21 protein-coding genes and 3 pseudogenes are annotated in these 21,939 nt (G+C 63.1%); 13 read left to right on the top strand and 11 right to left on the bottom strand.

Annotated elements, in window-relative coordinates; all coding sequences use genetic code 11:
- The first annotated feature begins 224 nt into the window (after positions 1-224).
- Entirely contained in the window at positions 225-959 is a 735-nt protein-coding gene (locus V8J39_RS00435; protein WP_336458908.1) for a Crp/Fnr family transcriptional regulator, read from the top strand.
- Here the strand turns inward: V8J39_RS00435 and V8J39_RS00430 are convergent.
- The 8 genes from V8J39_RS00430 to V8J39_RS00395 are packed head-to-tail and all read right to left on the bottom strand — an operon-like array spanning position 954 to position 9,967.
- The gene (locus tag V8J39_RS00430) at positions 954-1,535 is read right to left on the bottom strand and encodes a class I SAM-dependent methyltransferase (RefSeq protein WP_336458907.1); all 582 of its coding nucleotides are present in this window, start codon (positions 1,533-1,535) and stop codon (positions 954-956) included. The genes V8J39_RS00435 and V8J39_RS00430 overlap by 6 nt on opposite strands.
- Positions 1,532-2,266, bottom strand: coding sequence for a PIG-L deacetylase family protein (locus V8J39_RS00425; protein ID WP_336458906.1), 735 nt, complete (start codon positions 2,264-2,266; stop codon positions 1,532-1,534). The genes V8J39_RS00430 and V8J39_RS00425 overlap by 4 nt, the downstream gene beginning before the upstream one ends.
- Positions 2,263-3,342: an acyl-CoA dehydrogenase family protein gene (locus V8J39_RS00420; protein WP_336458905.1), complete on the bottom strand. Its 1,080-nt coding sequence runs from the start codon at positions 3,340-3,342 to the stop codon at positions 2,263-2,265. The genes V8J39_RS00425 and V8J39_RS00420 overlap by 4 nt, the downstream gene beginning before the upstream one ends.
- Entirely contained in the window at positions 3,339-4,421 is a 1,083-nt protein-coding gene (locus V8J39_RS00415; RefSeq protein ID WP_336458904.1) for a glycosyltransferase, read from the bottom strand. Before V8J39_RS00415 ends, V8J39_RS00420 begins: the two co-directional genes overlap by 4 nt.
- Positions 4,418-6,481 carry a catalase gene (locus V8J39_RS00410; protein WP_336458903.1) on the bottom strand — a complete coding sequence of 688 codons (2,064 nt, stop codon included), beginning with the start codon at positions 6,479-6,481 and terminating at the stop codon, positions 4,418-4,420. The genes V8J39_RS00415 and V8J39_RS00410 overlap by 4 nt, the downstream gene beginning before the upstream one ends.
- Positions 6,453-7,595, bottom strand: coding sequence for a glycosyltransferase family 4 protein (locus V8J39_RS00405; RefSeq protein WP_336458902.1), 1,143 nt, complete (start codon positions 7,593-7,595; stop codon positions 6,453-6,455). The genes V8J39_RS00410 and V8J39_RS00405 overlap by 29 nt, the downstream gene beginning before the upstream one ends.
- Positions 7,592-8,518 carry a glycosyltransferase family 2 protein gene (locus V8J39_RS00400; RefSeq protein WP_336458901.1) on the bottom strand — a complete coding sequence of 309 codons (927 nt, stop codon included), beginning with the start codon at positions 8,516-8,518 and terminating at the stop codon, positions 7,592-7,594. Before V8J39_RS00400 ends, V8J39_RS00405 begins: the two co-directional genes overlap by 4 nt.
- Positions 8,519-8,527: 9 nt before the next feature.
- A complete protein-coding gene (locus tag V8J39_RS00395) occupies positions 8,528-9,967 on the bottom strand; it encodes a glycosyltransferase family 2 protein (RefSeq protein ID WP_336458900.1) in 1,440 nt (479 codons plus the stop codon).
- 180 nt (positions 9,968-10,147) lie between these two features.
- Here V8J39_RS00395 and V8J39_RS23545 point away from each other — a divergent pair, with 180 nt between their 5' ends.
- The 4 genes from V8J39_RS23545 to V8J39_RS00380 all read left to right on the top strand — a co-directional run bounded on the left by V8J39_RS23545 (position 10,148) and on the right by V8J39_RS00380 (position 13,792).
- Positions 10,148-11,281 (top strand): alpha/beta fold hydrolase, encoded by a 1,134-nt coding sequence (locus V8J39_RS23545; protein WP_442902537.1) that lies wholly within the window; start codon positions 10,148-10,150, stop codon positions 11,279-11,281.
- 426 nt (positions 11,282-11,707) lie between these two features.
- Complete coding sequence (locus V8J39_RS00390) at positions 11,708-12,313, top strand: hypothetical protein (RefSeq protein ID WP_336458899.1); 606 nt, start codon at positions 11,708-11,710, stop codon at positions 12,311-12,313.
- A gap of 2 nt (positions 12,314-12,315) precedes the next feature.
- Positions 12,316-12,711 (top strand): phage holin family protein, encoded by a 396-nt coding sequence (locus tag V8J39_RS00385; protein WP_336458898.1) that lies wholly within the window; start codon positions 12,316-12,318, stop codon positions 12,709-12,711.
- Complete coding sequence (locus V8J39_RS00380; RefSeq protein ID WP_336458897.1) at positions 12,704-13,792, top strand: DUF3618 domain-containing protein; 1,089 nt, start codon at positions 12,704-12,706, stop codon at positions 13,790-13,792. Before V8J39_RS00385 ends, V8J39_RS00380 begins: the two co-directional genes overlap by 8 nt.
- Before the next feature lie 53 nt (positions 13,793-13,845).
- Here V8J39_RS00380 and V8J39_RS00375 read toward each other — a convergent pair whose 3' ends face one another.
- Positions 13,846-14,088 (bottom strand): hypothetical protein, encoded by a 243-nt coding sequence (locus tag V8J39_RS00375; RefSeq protein WP_336458896.1) that lies wholly within the window; start codon positions 14,086-14,088, stop codon positions 13,846-13,848.
- 117 nt (positions 14,089-14,205) lie between these two features.
- On the opposite strand from V8J39_RS00375, the gene V8J39_RS00370 reads away from it, so the two are divergent.
- The 5 genes and pseudogenes from V8J39_RS00370 to V8J39_RS00350 form a co-directional block, all read left to right on the top strand.
- Entirely contained in the window at positions 14,206-14,361 is a 156-nt protein-coding gene (locus V8J39_RS00370) for a helix-turn-helix domain-containing protein (RefSeq protein WP_336458895.1), read from the top strand.
- A complete protein-coding gene (gene istA, locus V8J39_RS00365) occupies positions 14,362-15,399 on the top strand; it encodes an IS21 family transposase (protein WP_336458894.1) in 1,038 nt (345 codons plus the stop codon).
- Positions 15,396-15,551 (top strand): hypothetical protein, encoded by a 156-nt coding sequence (locus tag V8J39_RS00360; protein ID WP_336458893.1) that lies wholly within the window; start codon positions 15,396-15,398, stop codon positions 15,549-15,551. The genes istA and V8J39_RS00360 overlap by 4 nt, the downstream gene beginning before the upstream one ends.
- Positions 15,552-15,565: 14 nt before the next feature.
- A pseudogene (gene istB, locus V8J39_RS00355) lies at positions 15,566-16,093 on the top strand (IS21-like element helper ATPase IstB); the annotation flags it as partial.
- Between the two features lie 160 nt (positions 16,094-16,253).
- Positions 16,254-16,427 (top strand): annotated as a pseudogene (locus V8J39_RS00350) (IS3 family transposase); the annotation flags it as partial.
- Between the two features lie 319 nt (positions 16,428-16,746).
- On the opposite strand, the pseudogene V8J39_RS00345 reads toward V8J39_RS00350, so the two are convergent.
- Both V8J39_RS00345 and V8J39_RS00340 read right to left on the bottom strand, forming a co-directional pair.
- Positions 16,747-17,761 (bottom strand): annotated as a pseudogene (locus tag V8J39_RS00345) (IS110 family transposase).
- Between the two features lie 202 nt (positions 17,762-17,963).
- Positions 17,964-18,263, bottom strand: a complete 300-nt coding sequence (locus V8J39_RS00340) for a hypothetical protein (protein ID WP_336458892.1) — start codon at positions 18,261-18,263, stop codon at positions 17,964-17,966.
- Positions 18,264-18,635: 372 nt separating this feature from the next.
- Here V8J39_RS00340 and V8J39_RS00335 point away from each other — a divergent pair, with 372 nt between their 5' ends.
- From V8J39_RS00335 to ctaD, 3 genes are all read left to right on the top strand, one after another.
- Positions 18,636-18,839 carry a dodecin family protein gene (locus tag V8J39_RS00335; protein ID WP_336458891.1) on the top strand — a complete coding sequence of 68 codons (204 nt, stop codon included), beginning with the start codon at positions 18,636-18,638 and terminating at the stop codon, positions 18,837-18,839.
- Positions 18,840-18,980: 141 nt separating this feature from the next.
- Positions 18,981-20,015, top strand: a complete 1,035-nt coding sequence (locus V8J39_RS00330; RefSeq protein ID WP_336458890.1) for a cytochrome c oxidase subunit II — start codon at positions 18,981-18,983, stop codon at positions 20,013-20,015.
- On the top strand, positions 20,012-21,937 hold the full coding sequence (ctaD, locus tag V8J39_RS00325; protein ID WP_336458889.1) for a cytochrome c oxidase subunit I: 1,926 nt from the start codon (positions 20,012-20,014) through the stop codon (positions 21,935-21,937). Before V8J39_RS00330 ends, ctaD begins: the two co-directional genes overlap by 4 nt.
- Positions 21,938-21,939 lie beyond the last annotated feature (2 nt).

Below are 21,939 nucleotides of genomic sequence, written 5' to 3'. Positions count from 1 at the left end.
CTCAGCCGGGGGAACTCCCGTCGATCTTCACGATTATGAGGGGGGATACGAGTATAAGGGGGGATACGAGTTCGCGAGATATCGTTGGCTTGCATTACATCGCTCAGCAACAAGTTCTCCCGTCTCCAAATTCAAGCGTTGCTTAAGCGGTCGAGAAGCGCGACAGGGGACATCTGGTCAACTCAGGTCCACTTGCAGTCAATACAAGGACTTCGAATTTGGTCATGAACGTCAAACTACCTCCTGAGGCGAAGATTGGTATGGTAGCCCGGCTTCCCGACGAGCTTTGGTCCAAACTTGATCGAGTGTGCTCGGATGTAGTGGAATGGGATGCGCGTGAAGTGGTAACTCGCGCATCCCAACCGATCAACCAAAGCGCTCTCTTGCTGAACGGAGTTATGACCCGCCACATCGCGGATAAGGACGGTCATCGACAGATGGTCGCGCTCCAAGTGCCCGGCGACTTCGTAGATCTCCACAGCCTGCCGCTTGGACGCCTCGATCACGACGTTTCGACCATAACACGATCACGGGCCGCAATCTTCCCTCACGACGCACTGAAACAAATAATAGCTGAGAGCGAAGACGACGCGCGCGCGTTGTGGGCGTTGACGATGATCGATGCATCGATACACCGGCACTGGACATTTCGTCTTGGTAGATTACGCGCCACGGCTGGAATGGCAAATTTCTTGAGCGAGCTTGCGCTCAGAAACGAGTTGAATGGTCGTGGAGACACAAAGGGTTTCGATCTCCCACTCACCCAGCAAGAACTTGCGGAAGTATGCGGTCTCTCGCCGATGCACGTTCACAGAGTCCTCCGCGATCTGCGAGAAGGCGGTCTCTGCAGCGTCAAACATGGCCGGGTGGAAATACTCGATCGCGCCGGACTCGTGCGGACGGGTAATTTTGATCCACAGTATCTGTATCTACCTTGGTCGTCCGATCCAGCCTCATAGACTGGTGAGGCTCAGCACCATGGCTCGATATCCCCTACCGAGATCGTCTATCTTCCCCCCAATCTGCACCGCACGACGAGTGGAAAGAGAGTGCAAGATGCAGCTCTCAGCTTCAAATCCGCTGAGTGCTGCCTGAGTTTCACCGGCGTAATTGACCAGAAGACACTGCCCGTCAGGCGATAGGTCGCTTGCGATGCGCTCGGCAAGCTCGTCAATGCAGCGGGAGTCAAGATAATATAGGACTTCGGATATGACTATCAGGTCCCATGGTCCTTTCGGCCAATCTCGCGGCACGGTTGCAATGATAAAGTCAGCGTTAGGTATCTTTAGCTGCCGAGCGTCCGCTACTGCACTGGGAGCGAAATCGAGCGCCAGCAGCCGTTCACTCCGTTGCGCGATCAACTTGCTCATCTCACCGATGGAACAACCGATTTCCAGTGTGCGCTTGTAGCGCGCGCGTGGCAGCAGTGCCAAGGTATCCGCATATTTCTGCGCCTCGTAGCGGCTTGTGCGATAGCTCCATGGGTCGGTGGCGTCGCAATAAAGAGATTCAAACCACTTTGCATCCTTCGTCATTCATTGCCCCCGGGGATAAACAGCTCATCACTGTCGACAAAGTATGCTGCGAGGTCAGGTGCCATCCTGAAACCGCTTGGGTCATCGGCGATCAATCCGGTCATCTGGGACACATGAGAACTAACAGCTGAAGCTTTCAACTCACGCCAGTTTGAGCTGCCAAACCGCATGAGGCCTGCGGGCACAAAGCCCGGGACCATATCTTGAACACGCGACCAGATGGGACATCCAAACAGCTTGCGATCATAACGCTGGGCAGCTAAATGGCGGGCTAGATGCCAAGTCCTTTGATGATCTGGATGCGGATCACCGCCCCAGGTAGTCCAGACCGCGCTAACACGGTCTAGGATTGGCGCGAGCCTCTGCCCCACCTCAAAGAAGCTGGCTTCAGTTTCCGGTGCTGAGAGGTCGGGGTAGCCTAACCAAATCGGCATCTCGCGGCCCTTTGTCAGGATTGTCACCGCCTGCTCGACCTCCCGTCGGCGCAGCTCTGCCAGCCGAGGAGCTGCGTAGCGCAGGGATTTGCGGTGCGATGCGGCGCCATCTGTGATGATCGCTACGTGGACCCTATGTCCGGAGTCACATGCCGATGCGATCGCTCCTCCCATTCCAAGCGATTCATCGTCAGGGTGCGGCGCAAGAACAAGCACATCCCCCGACCCGGTCAGTTCAGAAATTGATGCAATGGGCGCACCGGCCGCTGCGGCGGCGAGTTGGGGGGTCAAATTCATTCATCGCTCCATAATTCGCCGACGCCGTGATCCGCCACCAAGACTGCCACCCCGACTTGCGACAACTTTCCATCGAGATCAGCCTGCCGAAGAAAAAAGGCCAGGTCCCGGCGGATGCGTTCGACTGGGTATCCTTCAATGAAAGACCGCGTTCCCAGTGCACGATCCGCGATTGCGATGCCGTCGAGACAGGCTTCCTCGACGGCTTCGCGTGCGGCCAGCGCGAGTGCCACGGCAAGCGGGCCTGCGCCCGGGGCCTCCACCCTGCGGGCAGCGTCTTCCACAAGCAGGCGCGCAGAATGCGCACGGGTGGTCAGTCGGGCCAGCCGGTGGAGTTGCGGAGCCTCGGCCCCACCTCCCTGGTCGACCACAGCACGTCTGACGGCCTCGGCGATCGCTTCCAAAGCGCCGACATGCAGCGCGGCATAGCGCCAGACGCCGCCTTGAAAAAATGGCTCGCGTTCGTAGTCGCCCGGACCGCCGAGCAATTCGGCCTCAAGCCCCCGCATGCTGTAGACCCCCGAGGCCGTGGCGCGCATGCCGCTCGTCTTCCAACCTGAGGCATCGGCGCGCGCCTTGTCATCAGCTCGCACGATCGCCAGTTGGGTTCCGAGTTCGGTCGCTGCAGATACAATGGCAAAGTGGAGCACGCCGAGTCCCGATGCGAACCGCTTCTCGCCATCCAGCGTAGCCGAACCGTCGCCGTTGGGCTGAAGGCGCACTGGTAGCGCGCCATCGGCACCCCAGACGCCGAAAAGTCGATCGTGTGCCGACTGATATCTGTGTTTCTGCTCGGCCGAGCCGTAGCGCGCGATCAGTTTGAGCGCATTCATGTGGCCCTCGACCAAGCGCCCAACTGACAGGCTCGCCCGCCCAATGCGACGCAGAATAGTGACCAAGATCTCGGGAGCCGTCCGCGCATCGCAAAGAGTTCTGAGAACCCCTGCCCTTCCGAGAAGCATCATATCCGGTTCTAGACTGCGCCCCCCGGAATCAGCCTCACCTGCCTGAGCGGCGATCTGCGCGAGCGCATGCGCCACTGCGGCGTCCATTTCATAGGGAGCAGCCAGCCTCATGCGCTATGCCCTTGAAGTGGCGGAGGACTCTCTCCCCCCATGGTCGGAGATCTATCGGTTGGCACGACTTGCAACTCGGCGAGCTTAGACCGCAGCTGCGGAAGGTTGGTCTGCAATTCAGATAGGAACATCCGGTGTGAACGAAGTTCGGGCCGCGTCTCCAGCGCCTGCGCCCAAGCCGCGCCGAAACCCGGTTTGCCCGCGAACTCTCGTCGCAACTGCCCCTTTACCCGAGCTTGAAGAATGGTGAGATCGGCTGGGTTCAGCGCCTCATCTACAATAGGATCCTTGTTATCTATCCGTTCGCGGAGGGCGCGCGACATGCCGTCACCTGTGCGCCCATCCAGTCGACAGGACGTCCAGACCTGCGCAATTGAGGAGTGTCTGACGCGCCAATCCCGGCTCTCGGCGTGCTCGACAAATACGCGGTCCTCGCGCACTGCGATGTCGGGGATGCCACCGACATCCGTGTAGAGAGGCATTCGAAACGCAAGAGACGCGCCGGCAGGGTTGATATGGGTGGGTTCGAGGTCATGTGGCACTGGGTCTAACAGCGCACGGATCGCGAGCGTTAGGGCGAAATACTCGCCCTCGGGCGCTCCCTTTTCGCTGATGATTGCAGGTAGGGCGGAGATCTCAGCCGGCTCCGGGAGCACGGTCCCGCAGACAAGATCGGCGCGCGTTAGCTCCGCCAGGTTCGCGTCGAGCCAATCCGGCGCAACGCGACTGTCGGCATCGGTGGTCAGAATGGTGCCGTCTTGGCGGAGACGCACGCAGGCTGCAGCGATGGCGAGCCTGCGTGCCCGTCCTACGCCACTGCCGACAGGCGGCGCGGGGTCGTTGATGACGACGCCCGACGTGCCCGTTGTCACAAACCAAGCGCGCACCAGATCGAGGGTCGCGTCGGTCGAGCCGTTTACTGTCACCACGATGCCGCCACGTCCTGCCAGTGCGATCGCTGCCGCATCGAGGCAGGCGCTGACGCGATCTGCCTCGTTGCGCGCAGGAATGGTGATTGCAGCGGCCCATGGATCGGCGGAGCCGTAGGTGCGCTGCGCCACACGGGCATCGCCACTCAAGACAGACGGTCCCAATACCGGATGTCCGCACAGGCGCTCAAGAAGGTTGCCGCGCTCTCCCCGTTGTCGATCGTGAACACTCCACCATCTTCAGGCGTGACCAGCACTGCCGGCCAGAATTCGGTAAGCGCGGCGCCCGACAAGGCGATGAACTTACCATGGGTGTGGGCATCGCTCAGGAATGTCCGTGCTGCAGGTAGATCGGCAAGCATCTCCGCGCCGTCTTCCGACGCGAGGACTGCGATCGCATCATAAAGAACCGACGGTGCGCCATCGATTTTCTGCTGCGCCGCGATCTTCCGACCACGGCTAGTCGTGATGCCGCCTACTGCTTTAGCAATGACTTCGACCTCCGCCCCCGCAGCCGTGGCCGCTGTGACAAGTTCGTCAAACACACGCGCGTCAATGCCGTCGGTCAACAGGGCACCGATCTTGCGGCCTTTGAAGCTGCCGGGCGGGTTTGCCAGAATGCTGAGCGCCTTTGACGTTTCCGTCTCGATCAACGGCTTTGCAGGCGCGGCCGCAGCAGGAACCGCGTCCATCCCCAAGCCATCGGCAACGGTCTGGGCAAGATCAGCATCAATGTTCGGTAGATGCGCGACTACGCGGGTCCGGATGGCCGGGTTCTCGACCTTCGATAACTCGAACACGAGCGCATCCGCGATGTGCGCCTGCTCAATCAGGGTTTGGCTTAGGTAAAACTGGCGCGCCTGGCTGTAATGATCAGCGAAGCTCTCCGCGCGTGTCCGGCGCTTGGCCCCGGCTTCTTCCGCCTCAAAGGAGGTGAAGCCGCGTGCGGGATCTTCGCGGGGACCAAGTCCATAGCTGTTAGGCTCGTAATTCGCCCGACCGCGTGGGTTCATCATCGCCATGTGTCCATCCTGCTGCATATGCGCGAACGGGCATTTCGGGGCGTTGACGGAGATGTGGTTGAAGTTGGGGCTGCCAAGCCGCTTCAGCTGAGTATCTAGATACGAAAAATTCCGCCCCTGCAGGAGGGGGTCATTGGAGTGATCGATGCCCGGCACAATATTGCCAGTTTGGAACGCGACCTGCTCGGTTTCGGCGAAGAAATTGTCAACCAATCGATCTAGGGTCAAGGTGCCGATGATAGTCACCGGCACTAGCTCTTCCGGGATCAGCTTGGTCGCGTCCAGCACGTCGAAATCGAAGCTGTCGGCAAAAGCGTCGTCGAAGACCTGCACCCCGAGATCCCACTGTGGGAAATCGCCCTTGCCGATGGCGTTCCATAGATCGCGACGGTGGAAGTCCGGGTCAGCCCCGTTGATCTTGACCGCCTCGTCCCACAGCACCGACTGCACGCCCTGCCGCGGCTTCCAGTGAAACTTGACAAAGCTCGACTTTCTCTCTGCATTGACCAGCCTGAACGTGTGGACGCCAAACCCTTCCATGAAGCGGAAGCTGCGCGGGAGGGTGCGGTCGGACATGATCCACATCACCATGTGCATCGACTCCGGCATCAACGAGATGAAATCCCAGAAGTTGTCATGCGCGGTCTGGGCCTGTGGGAAGCCGCGATCAGGCTCCGGCTTCGCAGCATGGATGAGGTCGGGGAACTTAATCGCATCCTGAATGAAGAAGACCGGAATGTTGTTGCCGACCAGATCCCAGTTGCCTTCCTTCGTATAGAATTTAACTGCGAACCCGCGCACGTCTCTGGCAAGATCGGCTGAACCTTTGCTGCCTGCTACGGTCGAGAAGCGGACGAATACTTCTGTCTTCTCGCCTTTGCGTTGGAAGATGTCGGCACGCGAAAGGTCAGGGATCGGGTTGGTGAGTTCGAACGTGCCATGGGCACCGTAGCCACGAGCGTGGACCACCCGCTCCGGAATTCGCTCATGGTCGAAATGGAAGAGCTTTTCGCGGAACGCCTGATCTTCGATAAGATGCGGGCCTCTGTCGCCAACTTTCAGCGAATTCTGGTTGTCCGCAATAGGCATTCCTACTTGCGTGGTCAGCGCCTCGTGCGGGCCTCCCGCGGTCTGATGCGTTTCGCCCCCATTCCCGGCCTCAGTTTTCGTGTCGGGTTTGCGTGCCATGTATTTGTTCCTTGATTGCTGAGTTCAGAAAGCCGTCAACAAAACGGCCATCGGGTTCCATCGCCCCTTGCTGGGGTCGTGCGGCGTCGAAAAATTGTTCTGCTGTGTTCGCCTGCGGTCCGAGTTCGGCGCGCCAGGCAGCGGCAACGGCCGACAGCCGAAGCGCGTCGGAGAGCGTCACGGACATCGGCGCAGTCGCGGACACGGCGCGCCATTCCGCAAGCTTGCGCTCGACCGCAGCCGGTGCGGTAGTGTCGATGCATTGGCCATGGTGCCCGGCAATCTCGTCATTGGCACCAAGCCCAGCGTGCAATAGTGCTGGACAGCCCACGGCGTTCGCCTCGGCGATTACTAGTCCGAACGTCTCAGCGAACTGGGTCTGGGGATAGAACAGACACAGAGACCGCCGCATCCATTGGGCGAGCGCTTCGGGCGACAGTCGGCCGAGGAAAGTCACCCCATCCGGGACCGCACCCGTGGGCCAGGATAGGTAGCCCGGATCTGCGACGGCTAGCCTTAGGTCCGGCCAACGCTCCCGCACCACGGTGAAATGTTGAAAGACTTCATTCAGGCCTTTGTGTGGCGAGCTGGCGAATAGCAGCAGATCGGGATCGCGCTGTGTCGTGTCGGGGACAAGATCCTCAGCGATCGGGTTGTAAATATGCCGGATTATGGGCGCATCTGTGCCTAGGAACGTGGCGAGCCAGCGGGCATGGCTTTGCGAAACGCAGATTATGGGGATATCAGCGTTCCGCAGGGCGGGCCCCATTCCGCGATTATGGCGACCTGGGAAGACGTGGAGCCAAAGAAGTATCGTTGCGTCCGGATGTAGCCGCCGAAGACGCAGAGCAACCTTCCAAGAATTGATGACCACAATGGTCGCGATGGGGCCGGGCAACGGCGCCTTGGCATCGAAACTACGATACTGCACACCCGAGACGATCTCGGGCCGGCGACGCCAGCTGCGCTCGAAAACCACTGGCGCGCTGTCGGCCAGAGCCTCGGCGACCTTGACCAGACTGGCTTCTGTGCCGCCAAGGCCCGCAAGCTGGCCGGGCGCGCCGGAATAGCCCTTGGGCGCCATCGGATCGACAAAAGCCAGTGCCTCGATCATGCGATCCGACCCGCGGCAGATGGCTGCAGGTTTCTAAGCTCTGACGGCAGTGCGGATGGATTACATAGAGCGGGATTCGAGCATCCGACAATCCGGACCGCCGACAGGTCGATGGGGACGGCGGTCACCTCGCGCGTCCTGAACCAATGCTCCACCTGATCCCAGACCCGGTGCCGATCCGCAACACGCCGGGGACTGTCGTAGTCCGTCGCGGCAGCCAAGGTTAGCGACCCAGCACTTTCAATCTTGGTCAGCAGGATATCGGGGATAACCCAGAACACTTCACCCGCCATGATCATTCTGTTGCGGAACTCGCGATCCTCCTCGATGCAGTCCGAAAACCCGCCAATGCGCGTGAACACGTCGCGGTGAAACATGCCCGAATTCACATGAGTCCAGTCCCCCGGAGGGCCGGCGGCCATCTGTAAGTTCGGGAAGAAGTCATCAACCAGAGAAAGCGTCCGCCGAATTTCGACCCGGGTGCCGTCAGGCAGGATCAGTTCGTGATGGGTGAGAACAGCACCGATCTGGATCCGGCTCTCAGGGGCGCGGCCGGTCATTTCCCAGTTTAAACAAGGATGGGCGTCTACACCTTCGTTTCCGATCACTCTCGCTTGGCGCAGAACCTTGTCCCGGTGCGGTAGATCGTCGGAGTCGTGGAAAGTAACAGCTTCCGTGCGAGATAAAGCGATCCCTACGTTCTTGGCCTGCGCCGTGCCGACGTTTGTGCCTAGTCGGATACCAACGAAGCGTGGGTGTTCGGCATATCGCGCAAGCACACCGGTCGTCCCGTCGGTCGAGCCATCGTCGATAACCATCACCGTGGTATCAGGATGGCTTTGACCAAGAGCGGCATCGATTGCCTGCCATAGCAGATGAGCGCGGTTGAAGGTAGGGATAACGATCGTCACGGACGGAAGCATAGCGCGCTCCTATTCTGGCTGGATCGAGATTCGATAATCTGAAAGCATGGCCTGAGTTGCTATAGAGAGTGGCAATGGGAGAGCCAGCAATATCGCAGCAAGTTTCGCAAAGGCGGGAACATCAGGGGCGCAGATCAGGACCAATCCGCAGACTGCCAGAAAAGGGAGCGTCAGATCGACCGCACCTGCGAGGGGCTTTGCATCTTTGGACGTCCTGCGAAACTGACCTGCAGTTCCGAGGATCCCGTCGATTGTGCCTTGGGCCGACGGAAGGATCATTGCAACGCGGGTCGCGAGCGCGGCAGCCATGGTCCCCTTCCCAACGCTCTCCTTTTGTAATGCAGGGCGTAGAAGGGGCAGCAAAGTAGACAGATAAACGATCAGCATTCCAGCCGAGGCGATACTCAATAGCGCGATCAGGCTAGGGGAAGCGTCTCCCAAAGCCGCAGCCAGACCGCCGCCAATCAGCATCGCTGCCAAAGGTAGTGAAAAATTAGACCAAGCGGTTAGCTGTGAGCCAACATGAAGCGCCTTCCTAGCTGGCAGACCAGTCAAACTGGAGAGCAGCGTGGTGATGTTTCCTGCTGCCCAGCGATATCTTTGTTGTTTCAGGCCTGGTAGGTCTAGAGGCAAAAGGCCGCGACCCACGACCTCGTCCACCAGCCTCCCACGATATCCCGAGCGCTGAAGCCTCAGACCCAGTTCTGCATCTTCGGTGAGACTTGCGGAACTCCAACCGCCAACTTCCGCAAGTGCATCGTATCGAATGACACTCAGCGTCCCTGTCAGCAGCATGGCATCAGCACCGTCAGCCTGCCGCGCATGACGCTCGAAGTAGTCGGCCAATTCTAAGGCAAGGCCAGCTGCTGCGCCCTCCGCTTGCCTATACGCCTGCGGAAACTGCAGGAAATCCGACGGCAAATCTCGCAATGCCAAGGCAGCGCGCGAAAGAAAGCGCGCATCGACCTGATAGTCGGCATCGAGGATCACGACGTGGGTTGCTGCTCGCGAAGTGCGTTGAAGCGCAATGTTGAGCGCCCCAGCTTTCGCCCCTTGGACGCCCATCTCGTGATAGAAGCGGAACCCAAGGCTTCGACAGGCTTCCTGAACCGGCTGCCAGCGATCGACCTCTACAGTGTTGTTATCAAGCACGATGACTTCAAACGACGGGGCGTCGACCTGACATGCCAGCGTCCGAAGAGTCGCCAGCACCAATTCCGGTGGCTCATCGTGAGCAGCGATATGAACCGAGAAAAAAAGATCTGTGACTTTGCTAGACGACGATTGGCCTGTCTGCGAAGGGCGCGTCGCGAAGGCTGCCAGATGAAGCGCAGCGAGCGCCCCTTGCAGCCCGAAGCAAACCGCAGCGAAGGGCAACGCCGCAGCAGGCGCGCAGAAAGCCGCTGCCGCAGAGCCTAAGAACATGCCGCGGCTATTGATCAAACTCATCTGCCCCCTCCGAGAGACGCTGACCGATATTCATGTCAGCGCACCGCGCTTGGATGGCAGGTAGCCCCTCCTCCCTCGACTTCATCCTAACATTTGTTGTGCACTGTCAGGCGGCATAGCATGTCGTTACCTTTGACCGCGAAATCCTGATCCCGACGACCTTGACCGAAGAGCCGCGGTATGGACGCAGACACGAGTGTCCTCTGGGTCAGCGATTTCCCGCGCGACGAGCACGACCTGCGATCGGTCGGCGGCCACGACCAGCACGACACGTATTGCGACGGTTTCGTCTACAGCTGGGGCGTTGCCGGTTACCTTATCGACGAAGTCGTTGGCAGGCCGCCGCTACGCAGGAGAGGCCGTAGCCTCGTGCCCGTCGAGACCGGCGTTCGCTCCCTGCACGCAAGCAGGCCTCTTCCGTCCTGCCTATCGGCGGGATGGGTGGGAGGAACGGGTCGCTTGAGTGCGCGTTTCTCTGTCGACTACCAACAAGAGGTGCCGCCAGTGGGCAGCTGCTACAATGGAATCAATGTCAGCGACAGCGGCGGGAGTGGGCGCGTAGTCGTGCTCTTGCATGGATGGCCCTCTTCGATCGAGAGTTGGGACGAGCAAGTCTCCGCTCTAGTCGCTAACGGGAACCGTGTGGTGTGCATTGACCGTCGCGGATTTGGCGGATCAGACAGGCCGATCGCGTGCCTGAGTTTCGAAAGCTTAGCTGACGATATCGAGACGGTCTTCCAAGCCTTGGATCTCACTGACGTGACGCTAGTAGGCTTTTGCATGGGCGGCGGCGAAGTAGCACGCTACATTAGCAGGCACAGCATGTTTAGGCTTCGCGCAGCCGTTTTCGCGTCTTCGTCCACACCGTTCGTTACGAAGGATACGAGGTCGTTCTCTACGGTTCCCGTATTTGTGTCGAGTTTATTCACCGAAGACGCAACTTTGCGCTCGGCCTTCTTAAAGGATTACATCAACATCGCTCATTCAAGGAAGTCCTCTCCCGGAACAGCCGGGACCAACCTTTGGAAAGCTTTAGCTCTCGCGGAACGATGTGACGCCGTATCGCTTATACAATGCCTATCACTTATACATAGTGAAGACTTCTCGGACGACCTCAAGAAGGCTAATTTGCCATGCCTCGTTTTGCACGGAGACCAAGACGCGGTTTATCCGATCAACAAAACTGCAACCCTTACGCACGCCCTCCTTCCCAGAAGCGACATTGAAATACTCAGTGGCGCACCTAACGCATGCCAGATCACGCACTCCAACGCTTTCAATGTAGCGCTGATCTCATTTCTCAGCAGAACATAATGAACGCGAAAATCCTAGTTAGGTTGTCGCGCCTGTTGCACGCTTATACCGCGAAGCAACTACCACTCTGGAAGATTCGAGAGCATCATTTCAGTGAAATCTGAAGCTTACATAGTTATTTTAGCGCAGCGGCGCACCAAAACATCCCGCAGCCTCGGGTTGGGTCGATAAACCATCGGTGCAGGTTCAACTCCACTACCTCAATTCGTCCCACGTATCGTAGCGCAGAGGGGAACTTCTGGGAGGCGATGGTCGTTAAGCATCATCATACCCGTGACCCGTCGCGCTAATAGCAACTACTGATCCAAAATTTAGCGCAGCGTTAGGGCGTTAGGTGACCGCTTTCCGGTCAGTCAGGCTTAATGACGTATTTTTCGCGACTATGAGGCAGTGAGTATTGCTCCTGCCAGAAATCGAGGTGATCCGATGACCGACCGTATGCCCCCGCATGACCGCCCCGCGCAGGGGGCCGCCAACCAGCCCGGCACCCAAGGCCTGCGCCCGGTGACCACCCCATCCACGCAAGCCAGCCCCGCCACCGGCACTGGCGCCGCCACTGGCGCCACGGCTCCCGCGGCACCGAAGCCGGCAACGCCCGACGCCCGGCGGCTGGCCGAGGAGGCGCGCGAGGCCGTGCAGGGCACCGCCTCCGACCTGCGCGCTGCCGCCAGCGCCCGGTTGGGCGAGGCGGTCGAAGGCGCGAAGGCGCAGGCCGAGGCGGCCCGCGGCAGCGTCGCCGACGACATGGCCGAGGCGGCCTCGGCCCTTCGGCGCGCGGCGCAGGACATGCAGGGCGGCTCTGCCTCGGAACGCTCGATCGCCTTCCTCGCGCGCGGCTTGGCCGATGTCTCTGACGGCATCCGCGACCGCGACCTTGGCCAGATGATCGGCGAGGCGAACGCCCTTGCCCGGCGCAACCCGGCCCTGTTCCTTGGGGGTGCTGCGCTGCTGGGCTTCGCGGCCGTGCGCTTTGCCAAGGCCGGCAGCCCCGCGCCCGCGCCCATGCGCCTGCACCCCTCGGACCGGCTGTGACCATGCGCGATCAGCAGACCCGCTCTACCGCCGCGCTGCTGACCGACACGCTGACCAGCGTGAGTTCGCTCGTGCGCGGCGAGGTCGACCTTGCCCGGGCCGAGATGGCGCAGACCCTGCGCCGGGCCGTGGCCGCGCTGGTCATGGCGCTGCTCGCGGCGGTGCTGGCGCTGGTCGTGCTGCATCTTCTGGCGGGCGCGGCGGTGACCGCGCTCGTGGCGGCCGGGCTGTCCCCGCTGGCGGCGACACTCGCCGTCGCCGGGGGGCTTGCGCTGCTCGCCCTGATCTTCGGGCTGACCGCCCGCCACCGCTTCTCCACCCTCAGCATCGCGCCGCGCCGCGTGGCCCGCAGCCTCGCGCAGGACGCCGAAGCCCTCAAGGAGGCCTACAATGACTGACACCCGCACCCCCGACCAGATCGAGCAGGACCTCGCGCGCGACCGTGCCCGGCTCAGCGCCTCGATCAACGACCTGCAGGACCGCTTCTCGGCCGAAGGGCTGGTGGGCGAGATCTCGGACGCACTGCGCGACCAAGGCGGAGAACTGATGCGCGGCGTCGCCGGCGTCGTGCGCCGCAATCCTGCCGCCGCGATCCTGACCGGGGCCGGACTTCTGTGGCTGACCGTCGGTCGCAGCCACGCCCCGGCCGGCGCCGCCGGGCGGGCACCCGCCGCGCGCAACTGGGACGAGCGCCCCCTGCCCCGCCACCGCGAGCGCTACGCCACGCCGCGCCATGCCTCTGACCCCGCATGGCTCGACGATGCCTGGGAGGGCGAGGACCGCTATGGCACCGCGACCTCGCAATCCGCGGCCGGCGACTATTCCAAGGGCGACGCCGCGCCCGGCACCGGGGGCGCGGCGCAGGCCTCGGGACTGGCCAGCCAGATCGCCGAGGGCGCGGGCGCGATGGCGGATTCGGCGCAACGGGGCTATGCCGCTGGCCACCGCAAGGTGAGCGAGACCGGCGCCCGCGCGCTCGACCGCGCCGCGAAGCTGCGCGACCGGCTTTCCGAGGGCACCGAAGGGCTGACGACAGAAGCGCGCGACCGCATCGTGAAGGCGCGCGAGGCCGCCTACGAGGCGCGGCGGCAGGTGATGGGGGCGGCCCACGACGGCCGCGTCCGCGCCGAGGGCTTCTATCGCGATCAGCCGCTGGTGGCCGGGGCGCTGGCGGTGGCCGCCGGCGCAGCGATCGCCGGCGCACTGCCACGCAGCCGCTGGGAGAACGAGCATCTGGGTGCACAGAGCGATGCCCTCGCCGCCGAGGCGCAGCGCATCTTCCAGGAAGAGAAGGAAAAGGCCGCCGCCGTCCTCAAGTCCACCGCCGGCGAGGCCGAAGCGCAGCTGCGCGCCGCGGGGGCAGAGCTGAAGGCCAGTGTCGATACCGACCGGATGCGCGATGCCGCCGAAACCGCGGCGCAGAAGGTCGCCGAGACGGCGCGCGAGAGTGCCCGCTCCGAAGGGCTCGGCCGCACATAACCTGATGATAGAGCCTGCGCCATCGGTGGCGCAGGCTTTTTCACGCGCTGGTCTTACATCTCGACCTTCACGTCGGCCGAGGACATGCCGTTGTCGATGTCACCTTCGGACACGTAGTTCTCGGGCGCGACGATCGAGAAGGTGCCGCCGCCCATCGCCTTCGTCCGCGTGATGTAGAGGCGGATGCGGTTGTCGGCTTCCTGCGCCACGCTGTCGAGCATGCCGACGGCCTCACCATCCGAGGCGACGACAATCTTGCCCATTAGCTCGTTGCTGGCATCGAACGGTGTCGGCATCTCGGTGTTCTCGGACCGATAGGTCTGCGAACTCCGCTCGTCCTTGCCCTTCGTTCGAGCCCGATGGGGCGCGCAGGCCTGCACCGCAAAGCCCCAATGGCGAGCGGTGTGTCGGCGATGCTGGCGCTGAAGCCTTGCGGCTGGGGGACGAAGCGGATCGCCCCGGAGCTTGGCTGCTCACGCAACACGGTGAAGCGATGGCTGGCCGAGGGTGGCTGGCGAGCGGCTTCGGTGCCGTCACGCACCAAGGCGCTCGAAGGTTTTGAGGCCTAGTTGTCTGAGCGGCTTCGCCGCCACGGCGGGAATGCGGACGTGGTGCGTCAGGAGCTTGCGGCGGAGCATGGCATCACCGTCAGCCTCCGGACCGTCGAGCGCGCGGTCGCTCACCTGCGCCAGGAGCTTCGGGCGGAGGCCCGGGCGACGGTGCGGTTCGAGACCCGTCCGGGGCAGCAGTTGCAGATCGACTTCGGGGAGCGGCGGGTGGAGATCGCTGGGCAGTCCGAGAAGGTCTTCTTCTTCGTCGCCACGCTGGGATACTCCCGCCGCCTTCATGTCCGGGCCTTCCGGGGCGAGCGGCAAGAGCATTGGTTTGCTGGCATGGAGAGCGCCTTCGCCAGCTTCGGCGGCGTGCCCGAGGAGGTGCTGCTCGACAATGCCCGCGCCCTGATCCAGCACCATGATCCCGTCTCGCGCCAAGTGGTGGTGGACCCCAAGCTGCACGCCTTCGCCCGCCACTGGGGCTTCGCGGTGAAGGCCTGTGCGCCCTATCGGGCCCGAACGAAAAGCAAGGACGAGCGCGGTGTAGGCTACGTCAAGAAGAACGCCATCGCGGCGCGGATCTTCGACAGATTCGCCGCGCTCGAGGCGCATCTCGCGGCCTGGACCCGCGACATCGCCGACCTGCGCGCCCATGGCACGACAGGCGAGGCCCCGCGTCTGCGCTTCGAGCGGGACGAGGCGCATCGGCTGCGCGATGTGGCGGGCATTCCGCCCTTCCTCGCCAGCCGCGACCTGGTGCGCAAGGTCAGCTCCGACTGCTCTGTCGAGGTCGATGGCAATGCATATTCCGTGCCTTGGCGGCTGATCGGGGAAAGCGTCGCGGTGACGGTCACCGGCCCCGAGCTGCGGGTGACGCATGCCGGACAGGAGGTTGCGCGTCACATGCTGCGGGCGGGACGGCATGGCCGTGTCGCCGATCCGGCCCACTTCGCGGGCATCGGACGGCGGAAGGCAACCCCAGTGCCGACCGCACCCGCCGCGCTGCTGCGGCCGCTCAGCGAATACGATGCTGTCGCGGGAGGGTCCTGGTGATGATGCCCGACATGCCCGATCATCTGGACCGGATGCCGACACGGCTGAAGCTGACGGCGATCCGCGACCAGATCGACAGCCTAATCGACAGTGAGGCGGGCAGGCATCCTTCCGGTGGAAGGATGCCCCGCCGAACGGCCGGCGCGAGCTGACGATCCGCGAGGCCTTGACCCTGTTCTGCGAGCGCGAGATCGCCCGCAAGGATCAGCGTCGTATCGAGATGGGCCTCGGCCTCGCCCGCTTCCCCTTCAGCCGCGACTTGGCCAGCTTCGACTTCGCCGCCCAGCCCTCGGTGGACCGGGGCCAGATCCGGGATCTGGCAACGGGGCGGTTCATCGCCAATGGCGAGGCCGTCCTACTCCTGGGCCCGCCGGGCGTCGGCAAGACCCACCTGGCGGTGGCCATTGGCAGGGAGGCGATCGTCGCCGGCTACACGGTTCTGTTCGTCCACGCGACCACACTCGTCGCTGCCCTTGCCAAGGCCCATTCCGAGGGCAGGCTCGAGGAGAAGCTCATGCACTTCTCGAAGCCGAAGCTGCTGATCGTGGACGAGCTCGGTTACCTGCCATTCGAGCCGGACGCCGCACATCTGTTCTTCCAGCTCGTCAGCCGCCGCTATGAGCACGGCGCAGTGATGGTCACATCGAACCGGGCCGTCGGCGAATGGGGATCTGTGTTCGGCGACCCCGTCGTCGCCACCGCCATCCTCGATCGCATGCTGCACCACAGCCACGTCGTTACCATCCGCGGAGCTACCGCCTCCGGCGCCCGAAACCCGAACTGTCACCCATCAATGAAAGGGGTTAGTTCTTCGTGTCGACAGGGGGGGGGTCAGTTCCTGATGTCGTTTGACAGAGGTCATACATCGTCGCGGGCCTTGGCGCAGTTTCGAAGCGGTCGAGTATGCCACGCTCGAATGGATCGATTGGCTCAACAACTGTCGCCTGCTGGCGCCCATCGGGAACATCCCGCCAGCCGAAGCAGAGGCGAACTTCTACGCGGCGCTGAAATCAGAACCGATGCCCGCGCAACTAACGAAAGTCAGCCTCCAGCAAACCCGGCGCGTGTGTGGATGCCCCCTGTTTGGCAAGCATGATCTTCAATTTTTCGGCGGGATCTTCGATCGGACGTGTGTCAGGCCTCTGAGCGTGGCCTTCGATGACGCCACGGGCCGGTATGCTGTTCGGAAGGCTGGGTTCAAATCGGTTCAGAGAGCTGCAAGCACTCGAGCGCCGGGTCTGAATGTCCCTGCCTTGAACTTCGAAGTCCGTGTCGCCTACTCCTCGTCGATCGCTCACCCCGGCCTTGCGGCCATGCCGTGCCTTCGTCCCTTCTCAGGGATTGGGGTCACGCCATCCTGTAGTCCTCCTGCTTCGTCGTTACCGCCCAGATCGTCCGGGCCATCTTGTTCGCCAGCGCCACGGCGGCGACCATCTTCGGCTTTCGCGCCACGGGAGCGGCGAGCCAGCGGTTCGCGCTGCCGCCCTTGCGGACCACCCATCGGATCACGCTCATGGCCCCGACGATCAGCAGCCGGCGGATGTCGGTCTGGCCCATCTTGCTGACCGATCCCAGCTTGACCTTGCTGCCCGTGGACCGTTGCCGTGGCACAAGGCCGAGCCAGGCGGCGAAGTTCCGCCCGCTTTCGAACGTGTCGAGATCGGGGGCGAACGCCGACACCGCGCCCACAATTCACGGGGCCGATCCCCGGGATGGTGCAAAGCCGCCGCAGCGTCGGGTCCGTCTTAGACGCCGACTCCAGTTCGGTCGCCAGCCGTTCGATCGTTTCAGTGAGCCGCGCGATCTGCTCGAGATAGATCGCGCCCATCTGCCGGACCGTGTCGGGCAGCTCGCTGGCCTCGTCGGCCAGCGCGTTCTCCAGCACCTTCAGGCTCGCCGGCCCCTTCGGTGCCACGAGGCCGAACTCGGCCAGATGTCCCCGGAGCGCGTTGATCAGTTGCGTGCGCTGCCGGACCAGGCATTGGTGCGTCCGGAACGCCACCGCCCGGCCCTGGGTCTCGACGCTCTTCACCGCAACAAAACGCATGGTTGGACGCGCAGCTGCTTCCGCGATGGCTTCCGCGTCGGCGCGGTCGTTCTTCTGACGCTTCACCAACGACTTCACGTAGGCCGCCGGCACGAGCCGCACCTCATGGCCGTGACCTTGCGCAACCCGGCCCCAGTGATGCAACGTGGCGCAGGCTTCCATCGCCACCACGCAGGCCGGATGCTCGGCCAGAAGCGCCGCCAGCCGTGTCCGCGATAGCACGCGGTTATAGAGAACCGTCCCATTCGTGCCGACAGCGCAGACCTGAAAGCTGCCCTTCGCTAGGTCGATTGCCAGCATGCTGATCTTCTTCATCATCGATGCGCCCTCCGCTCGGTTACAGGCAACCATCATGGCATACGAGATGCCGTCTGGTGGGGGCATCCACCGCATCAGTTCATGGCGGCCTGAGAATCGGCGTTTCAGGGGAGTGTCTTAAGCCGCGTCAGGTGGCCCTGCAGCTTTCGATCGAAGCACTCGATGGACGGTCTGCGCACGCTTGCCCCGTGAGCGCAGCTCAATAATTTCCGGGCGGATCGCTGGCGGGGAAAGACTCGTCGGATTCCTCGTCCTCTCGACACCACCGCTCCGGTGGATCGTCCATCTGCCCCCTACCAGCGTCTCGCACGTGCATGTGCTGGACATCTGCAGGATCATGATCCCGGTCCGTCCTCTCGCTCCGCTCATCCACGGACCTCTGCAGTTTGCCAGGTCTGCCCGGTTGCTTGGTGTTCAGATCGCCTCTTTCATTGGGATCGAATGTGCGCTTCGATGCCGGGTCACTGCGGATCTGGTTCTGGTCAATCTTATTGCTCATGATGTCCTCCTGTCCGCTCCAACAGATCGCAGAGCCGCATGTTCCGGGTGCCCCGCCGCACGAGCATGTCACCCGGCAATGGCGAGGGATTGTCACCGGGTCCAAACCTCGCTTTGCGGGGAGAAATCACCTTGCAGATCATGCCAGCCCAGCCCGGAAAGCTGAGGTCCACGGAAGCGCCGACCGAACTTTTGGGCAACTGTCGTCACCACAAGCGGCCACAGCCCATCCGACTGGGCCGTCGTCATCTGTCCATGGCATCGAAGGCAACGGAGCAGTCCATTGGGGTGCAAATGGCTGCCCGCCGGTTTCACGGGAACATTGCTTGTCCGGTCCTGTTCGGCGGTGGGTCAACCGAAAAGGAAGATCCCCATGAGCGTCGCATCAATATCCGAGATCATCGCCACCTCCAACACAGGTTTTGAAGATGCCGTCGCGCAGGGCATTCGCCGCGCCTCGCAGACCCTTCGCAATATCCGCTCGGCGTGGGTGAAGGACCACGAAGTAACGGTGGAGGATGGCCGCCCCGCCCTGTGGAAGGTCACGTTGAAGGTGACCTTCGTAATGGAAGACTGATCTGCAGCGACCCGCATGCGAACCGAACAGCCGCAAGGGGCCGGACGGCGGCCGAAAGCGGGCCATCTGTTCGAAAAGTGCCCGCGAAGCGGAGTTGCGGTGCCTTTAGGACGAACACCGCCCAGATCGAAACGAGGATTGATGGGGAACGTCACGCTTTCTCCTGCGACACCGAAAGGTGCCGCATTTAGCGATGGCAAGTTCGCCCGGGGGCTCGCCGCTGCCGGGGCAGGACTGCTGGGGGGCTGCGAGGGACGGCAGGCCGTTCTCGCCGCAGCCAGCCCCGATGGCGAGATGATAGCCCGTCTCGGGCTGTGGATGTTCGTCTCGGCCGCCTTCATCCTTGTGGTCACACTTGGGCTTCTGGCCGTGGCGCTGACGTTGGCGAGGGGGCGCGAGGCGCGGCCGCTGTCCCGCCGCGGCTCTTGTGTGCTGGTCATCTCGGGCGGCGTGCTCTCCCCGGTTGCCGCGATCGTCGCGCTCAGCATCTCGGGGGTGGCCATCGGCGACCAGACCGAAGGTGCGGGAGAAACGCGACTGACGGTCGAAGTTCAAGCGAAGCGGTGGTGGTGGGCCTTTCACTATCTCGATGCGGACGGGCGCGAGATAGCGGTGACGGCAAATGAGCTGCACCTCCCCGCCGGCGAGCGGACACGGCTTATTCTGACTTCGGACAACGTGATCCACAGCTTCTGGGTGCCCAACCTGCAAGGAAAGACCGACATGATCCCCGGCCAGCGCAACGTGCTTTTCGCCGAGCCCTCGGCCCCTGGTCGCTGGCGCGGGCAATGCGCCGAATTCTGCGGCTTGCAGCACGCGTTGATGGGTGTCGAAGTGGTGGCGGAGCCCCGCCCGGCCTTCGATCGCTGGCTCGCCCGGCAGGCCGGGCCCGCCCGGGTGACGGAGGGTCCCGGCCTCGCCGCGTTCATGTCGCAGGGCTGCGGCGAGTGTCACGCGCTGCGCGGCACGCCCGCGCGCGGACGCGACGGGCCCGACCTGACGCATCTCGCGGGGCGCGCCCGCATCGCCGCCGCCACACTGCCCAACAGCCGCGGCGCGCTGGGCGGCTGGATCACCGACACCCATCGCGTGAAGCCTGGCGCGCTCATGCCCGCGAGCACACCCGACCCGCGAGAGCTGTCCGACCTTCTCGACCTGCTGGAGGCGCTGGAATGAGCCGCGCGGCTGTCCTCGAAGGCACGGGTGAGGCGCTGCACCCGGCCGGGACGCGGGCGGACGAGCTGGCAGCGATCGAACGGAGCTGGGCCTCGCCGCCCGGGTTCCTCGGCTGGTTCACCCATGTGAACCACTCCAACATCGGGCGGCGCTTCGTGCTGACCTCCTTCGTATTCTTCCTCCTCGCGGGGATCCTCGGACTCCTGATCCGGCTGCAGCTCGCCCTGCCGCTGGCCGAGGTGCTGGACGCGGAGAGCTACAATCAGGTGATGACCGTGCACGGCACGGCGATGATGTTCCTCTTCGCCATCCCGGCGATGGAGGGGATCGCTATCGCCATCGTGCCGCTGATGGTGGGGGCGCGCGACATGGCCTTTCCGCGGCTCAATGCCTTCGGCTACTACGTCTACCTGATCGGCGGCAGCGTGTTCTTCGGCTCGCTCTTTCTCGGGCTCGCGCCGGGTGCGGGCTGGTTCAGCTACGTGCCGCTCGCAGGGCCCCGCTTCGCGCCGGGCTACGGCGTCGACATCTGGACCACGATGATCACCTTCATCGAGGTTTCAGCGCTGACGGCGGCGGTCGAGCTGATCGTGACGATCCTGAAGCTGCGCGCGCCCGGCATGTCGCTCGACCGAATGCCGATCTTCGTCTGGGCGGTGCTGGTCATGGCGTTCATGATCCTCTTCGCCATGCCGGCGGTGATCGTGGCCTCGTCGCTGCTGATGATGGACCGACTGATCGACACCCAGTTCTTCGTGGCCGAGGCCGGCGGCTCGCCACTGCTGTGGCAGCACCTGTTCTGGTTTTTCGGCCACCCCGAGGTCTACATCATCCTCGTGCCCGCGCTGGGGATGGTCACCACCGTCATCGTGACGTTCACCCGCCGCGAGGTGGTCGGATACAACGCGCTGGTGCTGGCGATCGTCGGCATCGGCATGATCAGTTTCGGCCTCTGGGTGCACCACATGTATACGACCGGCCTGCCGTTCATGGGCCGATCGTTCTTCATGGCGGCCTCGTCGATGATCGCCATCCCCTCGGGGGTTCAGGTTTTCTGCTGGATCGCGACGCTCTGGGGCGCGAGGATCCGCATGGCCGCGCCGATGCTTTGGGTGCTCGCGTTCTTCGCCGTCTTCATCGCCGGTGGACTGACCGGGGTCATGGTCGCCTCGGTGCCCTTCGACCGGCAGGTGCACGACAGCTACTTCATCGTGGCGCATTTCCACTACGTCCTGATGGGCGGCGCGGTGTTTCCCCTTATGGCCGGCGTCACCTACTGGTTTCCGAAGTTCACGGGACGTCTCCTGTCTGAACGGCTCGGCCGCTGGAGCGTGGCCACTGTCTTCGCGGGCTTCAACCTCGCGTTCTTCCCGATGCACATCCTGGGCCTGCAAGGGATGCCGCGCCGGATCTACACCTACCTGCCAGAGATGGGCTGGGGAGATCTGAACCTTGTGTCGACATCTGGCTCGTTGCTACTGGCGGCAGGCTTCGCGATCAGCCTATGGAACGTGGCACGCAGCCTCGCGCGCGGGGCACCCGCGGGGGACGATCCCTGGGGCGCGGGCACGCTGGAATGGGCGACCGCCTCGCCGCCCCTGAACAGCAACTTTCCCGAGCAGCCGGTGGTCCTGGGCCGCAACCCGGTCTGGGACTGGGCCCGAAGCGGCCACCGCCCGATCGTCGGCGGCCTGTCGATCACCCGGCGCGAGACGATGGTGACGACGCTGCTCGACGCCCGGCCCCAGTCGGTCCAGGTGCTGCCCGGCCCAACCCCCTGGCCGTTCGTCTCGGCGCTCGTCGCCTCTGCAAGCTTTTTCGGTCTGATCTTCACGCCTTGGGCCTTCGTCGCGGGCTTCTTCGCGGCATTCCTGTCGTTCTTGGCATGGTTCTGGCCGCGCAAACCCTGGAGAGAGGACTGAGC

It is taken from the genome of Frigidibacter sp. MR17.24, from assembly GCF_037095655.1.
In the GTDB taxonomy this organism is placed as follows: Bacteria; Pseudomonadota; Alphaproteobacteria; order Rhodobacterales; family Rhodobacteraceae; genus Frigidibacter.
Note: the sequence above shows the minus strand (reverse complement) of the source record. Positions and strands in the feature narration are given on the sequence as shown.

Coding starts and splice junctions, on each gene's coding strand:
- V8J39_RS00395 (WP_336458900.1), bottom strand. CDS start 9,967: ATGAGTTTGATCAATAGCCGCGGCATGTTCTTAGGCTCTGCGGCAGCG.
- V8J39_RS00400 (WP_336458901.1), bottom strand. CDS start 8,518: ATGCTTCCGTCCGTGACGATCGTTATCCCTACCTTCAACCGCGCTCAT.
- V8J39_RS00405 (WP_336458902.1), bottom strand. CDS start 7,595: ATGATCGAGGCACTGGCTTTTGTCGATCCGATGGCGCCCAAGGGCTAT.
- V8J39_RS00410 (WP_336458903.1), bottom strand. CDS start 6,481: ATGGCACGCAAACCCGACACGAAAACTGAGGCCGGGAATGGGGGCGAA.
- V8J39_RS00430 (WP_336458907.1), bottom strand. CDS start 1,535: ATGACGAAGGATGCAAAGTGGTTTGAATCTCTTTATTGCGACGCCACC.
- V8J39_RS00370 (WP_336458895.1), top strand. CDS start 14,206: ATGCTGGCGCTGAAGCCTTGCGGCTGGGGGACGAAGCGGATCGCCCCG.
- V8J39_RS23545 (WP_442902537.1), top strand. CDS start 10,148: ATGGACGCAGACACGAGTGTCCTCTGGGTCAGCGATTTCCCGCGCGAC.
- V8J39_RS00375 (WP_336458896.1), bottom strand. CDS start 14,088: ATGCCGACACCGTTCGATGCCAGCAACGAGCTAATGGGCAAGATTGTC.
- V8J39_RS00420 (WP_336458905.1), bottom strand. CDS start 3,342: ATGAGGCTGGCTGCTCCCTATGAAATGGACGCCGCAGTGGCGCATGCG.
- V8J39_RS00335 (WP_336458891.1), top strand. CDS start 18,636: ATGAGCGTCGCATCAATATCCGAGATCATCGCCACCTCCAACACAGGT.
- V8J39_RS00385 (WP_336458898.1), top strand. CDS start 12,316: ATGCGCGATCAGCAGACCCGCTCTACCGCCGCGCTGCTGACCGACACG.
- V8J39_RS00425 (WP_336458906.1), bottom strand. CDS start 2,266: ATGAATTTGACCCCCCAACTCGCCGCCGCAGCGGCCGGTGCGCCCATT.
- V8J39_RS00340 (WP_336458892.1), bottom strand. CDS start 18,263: ATGAGCAATAAGATTGACCAGAACCAGATCCGCAGTGACCCGGCATCG.
- V8J39_RS00330 (WP_336458890.1), top strand. CDS start 18,981: ATGGGGAACGTCACGCTTTCTCCTGCGACACCGAAAGGTGCCGCATTT.
- V8J39_RS00390 (WP_336458899.1), top strand. CDS start 11,708: ATGACCGACCGTATGCCCCCGCATGACCGCCCCGCGCAGGGGGCCGCC.
- V8J39_RS00380 (WP_336458897.1), top strand. CDS start 12,704: ATGACTGACACCCGCACCCCCGACCAGATCGAGCAGGACCTCGCGCGC.
- V8J39_RS00435 (WP_336458908.1), top strand. CDS start 225: ATGAACGTCAAACTACCTCCTGAGGCGAAGATTGGTATGGTAGCCCGG.
- ctaD (WP_336458889.1), top strand. CDS start 20,012: ATGAGCCGCGCGGCTGTCCTCGAAGGCACGGGTGAGGCGCTGCACCCG.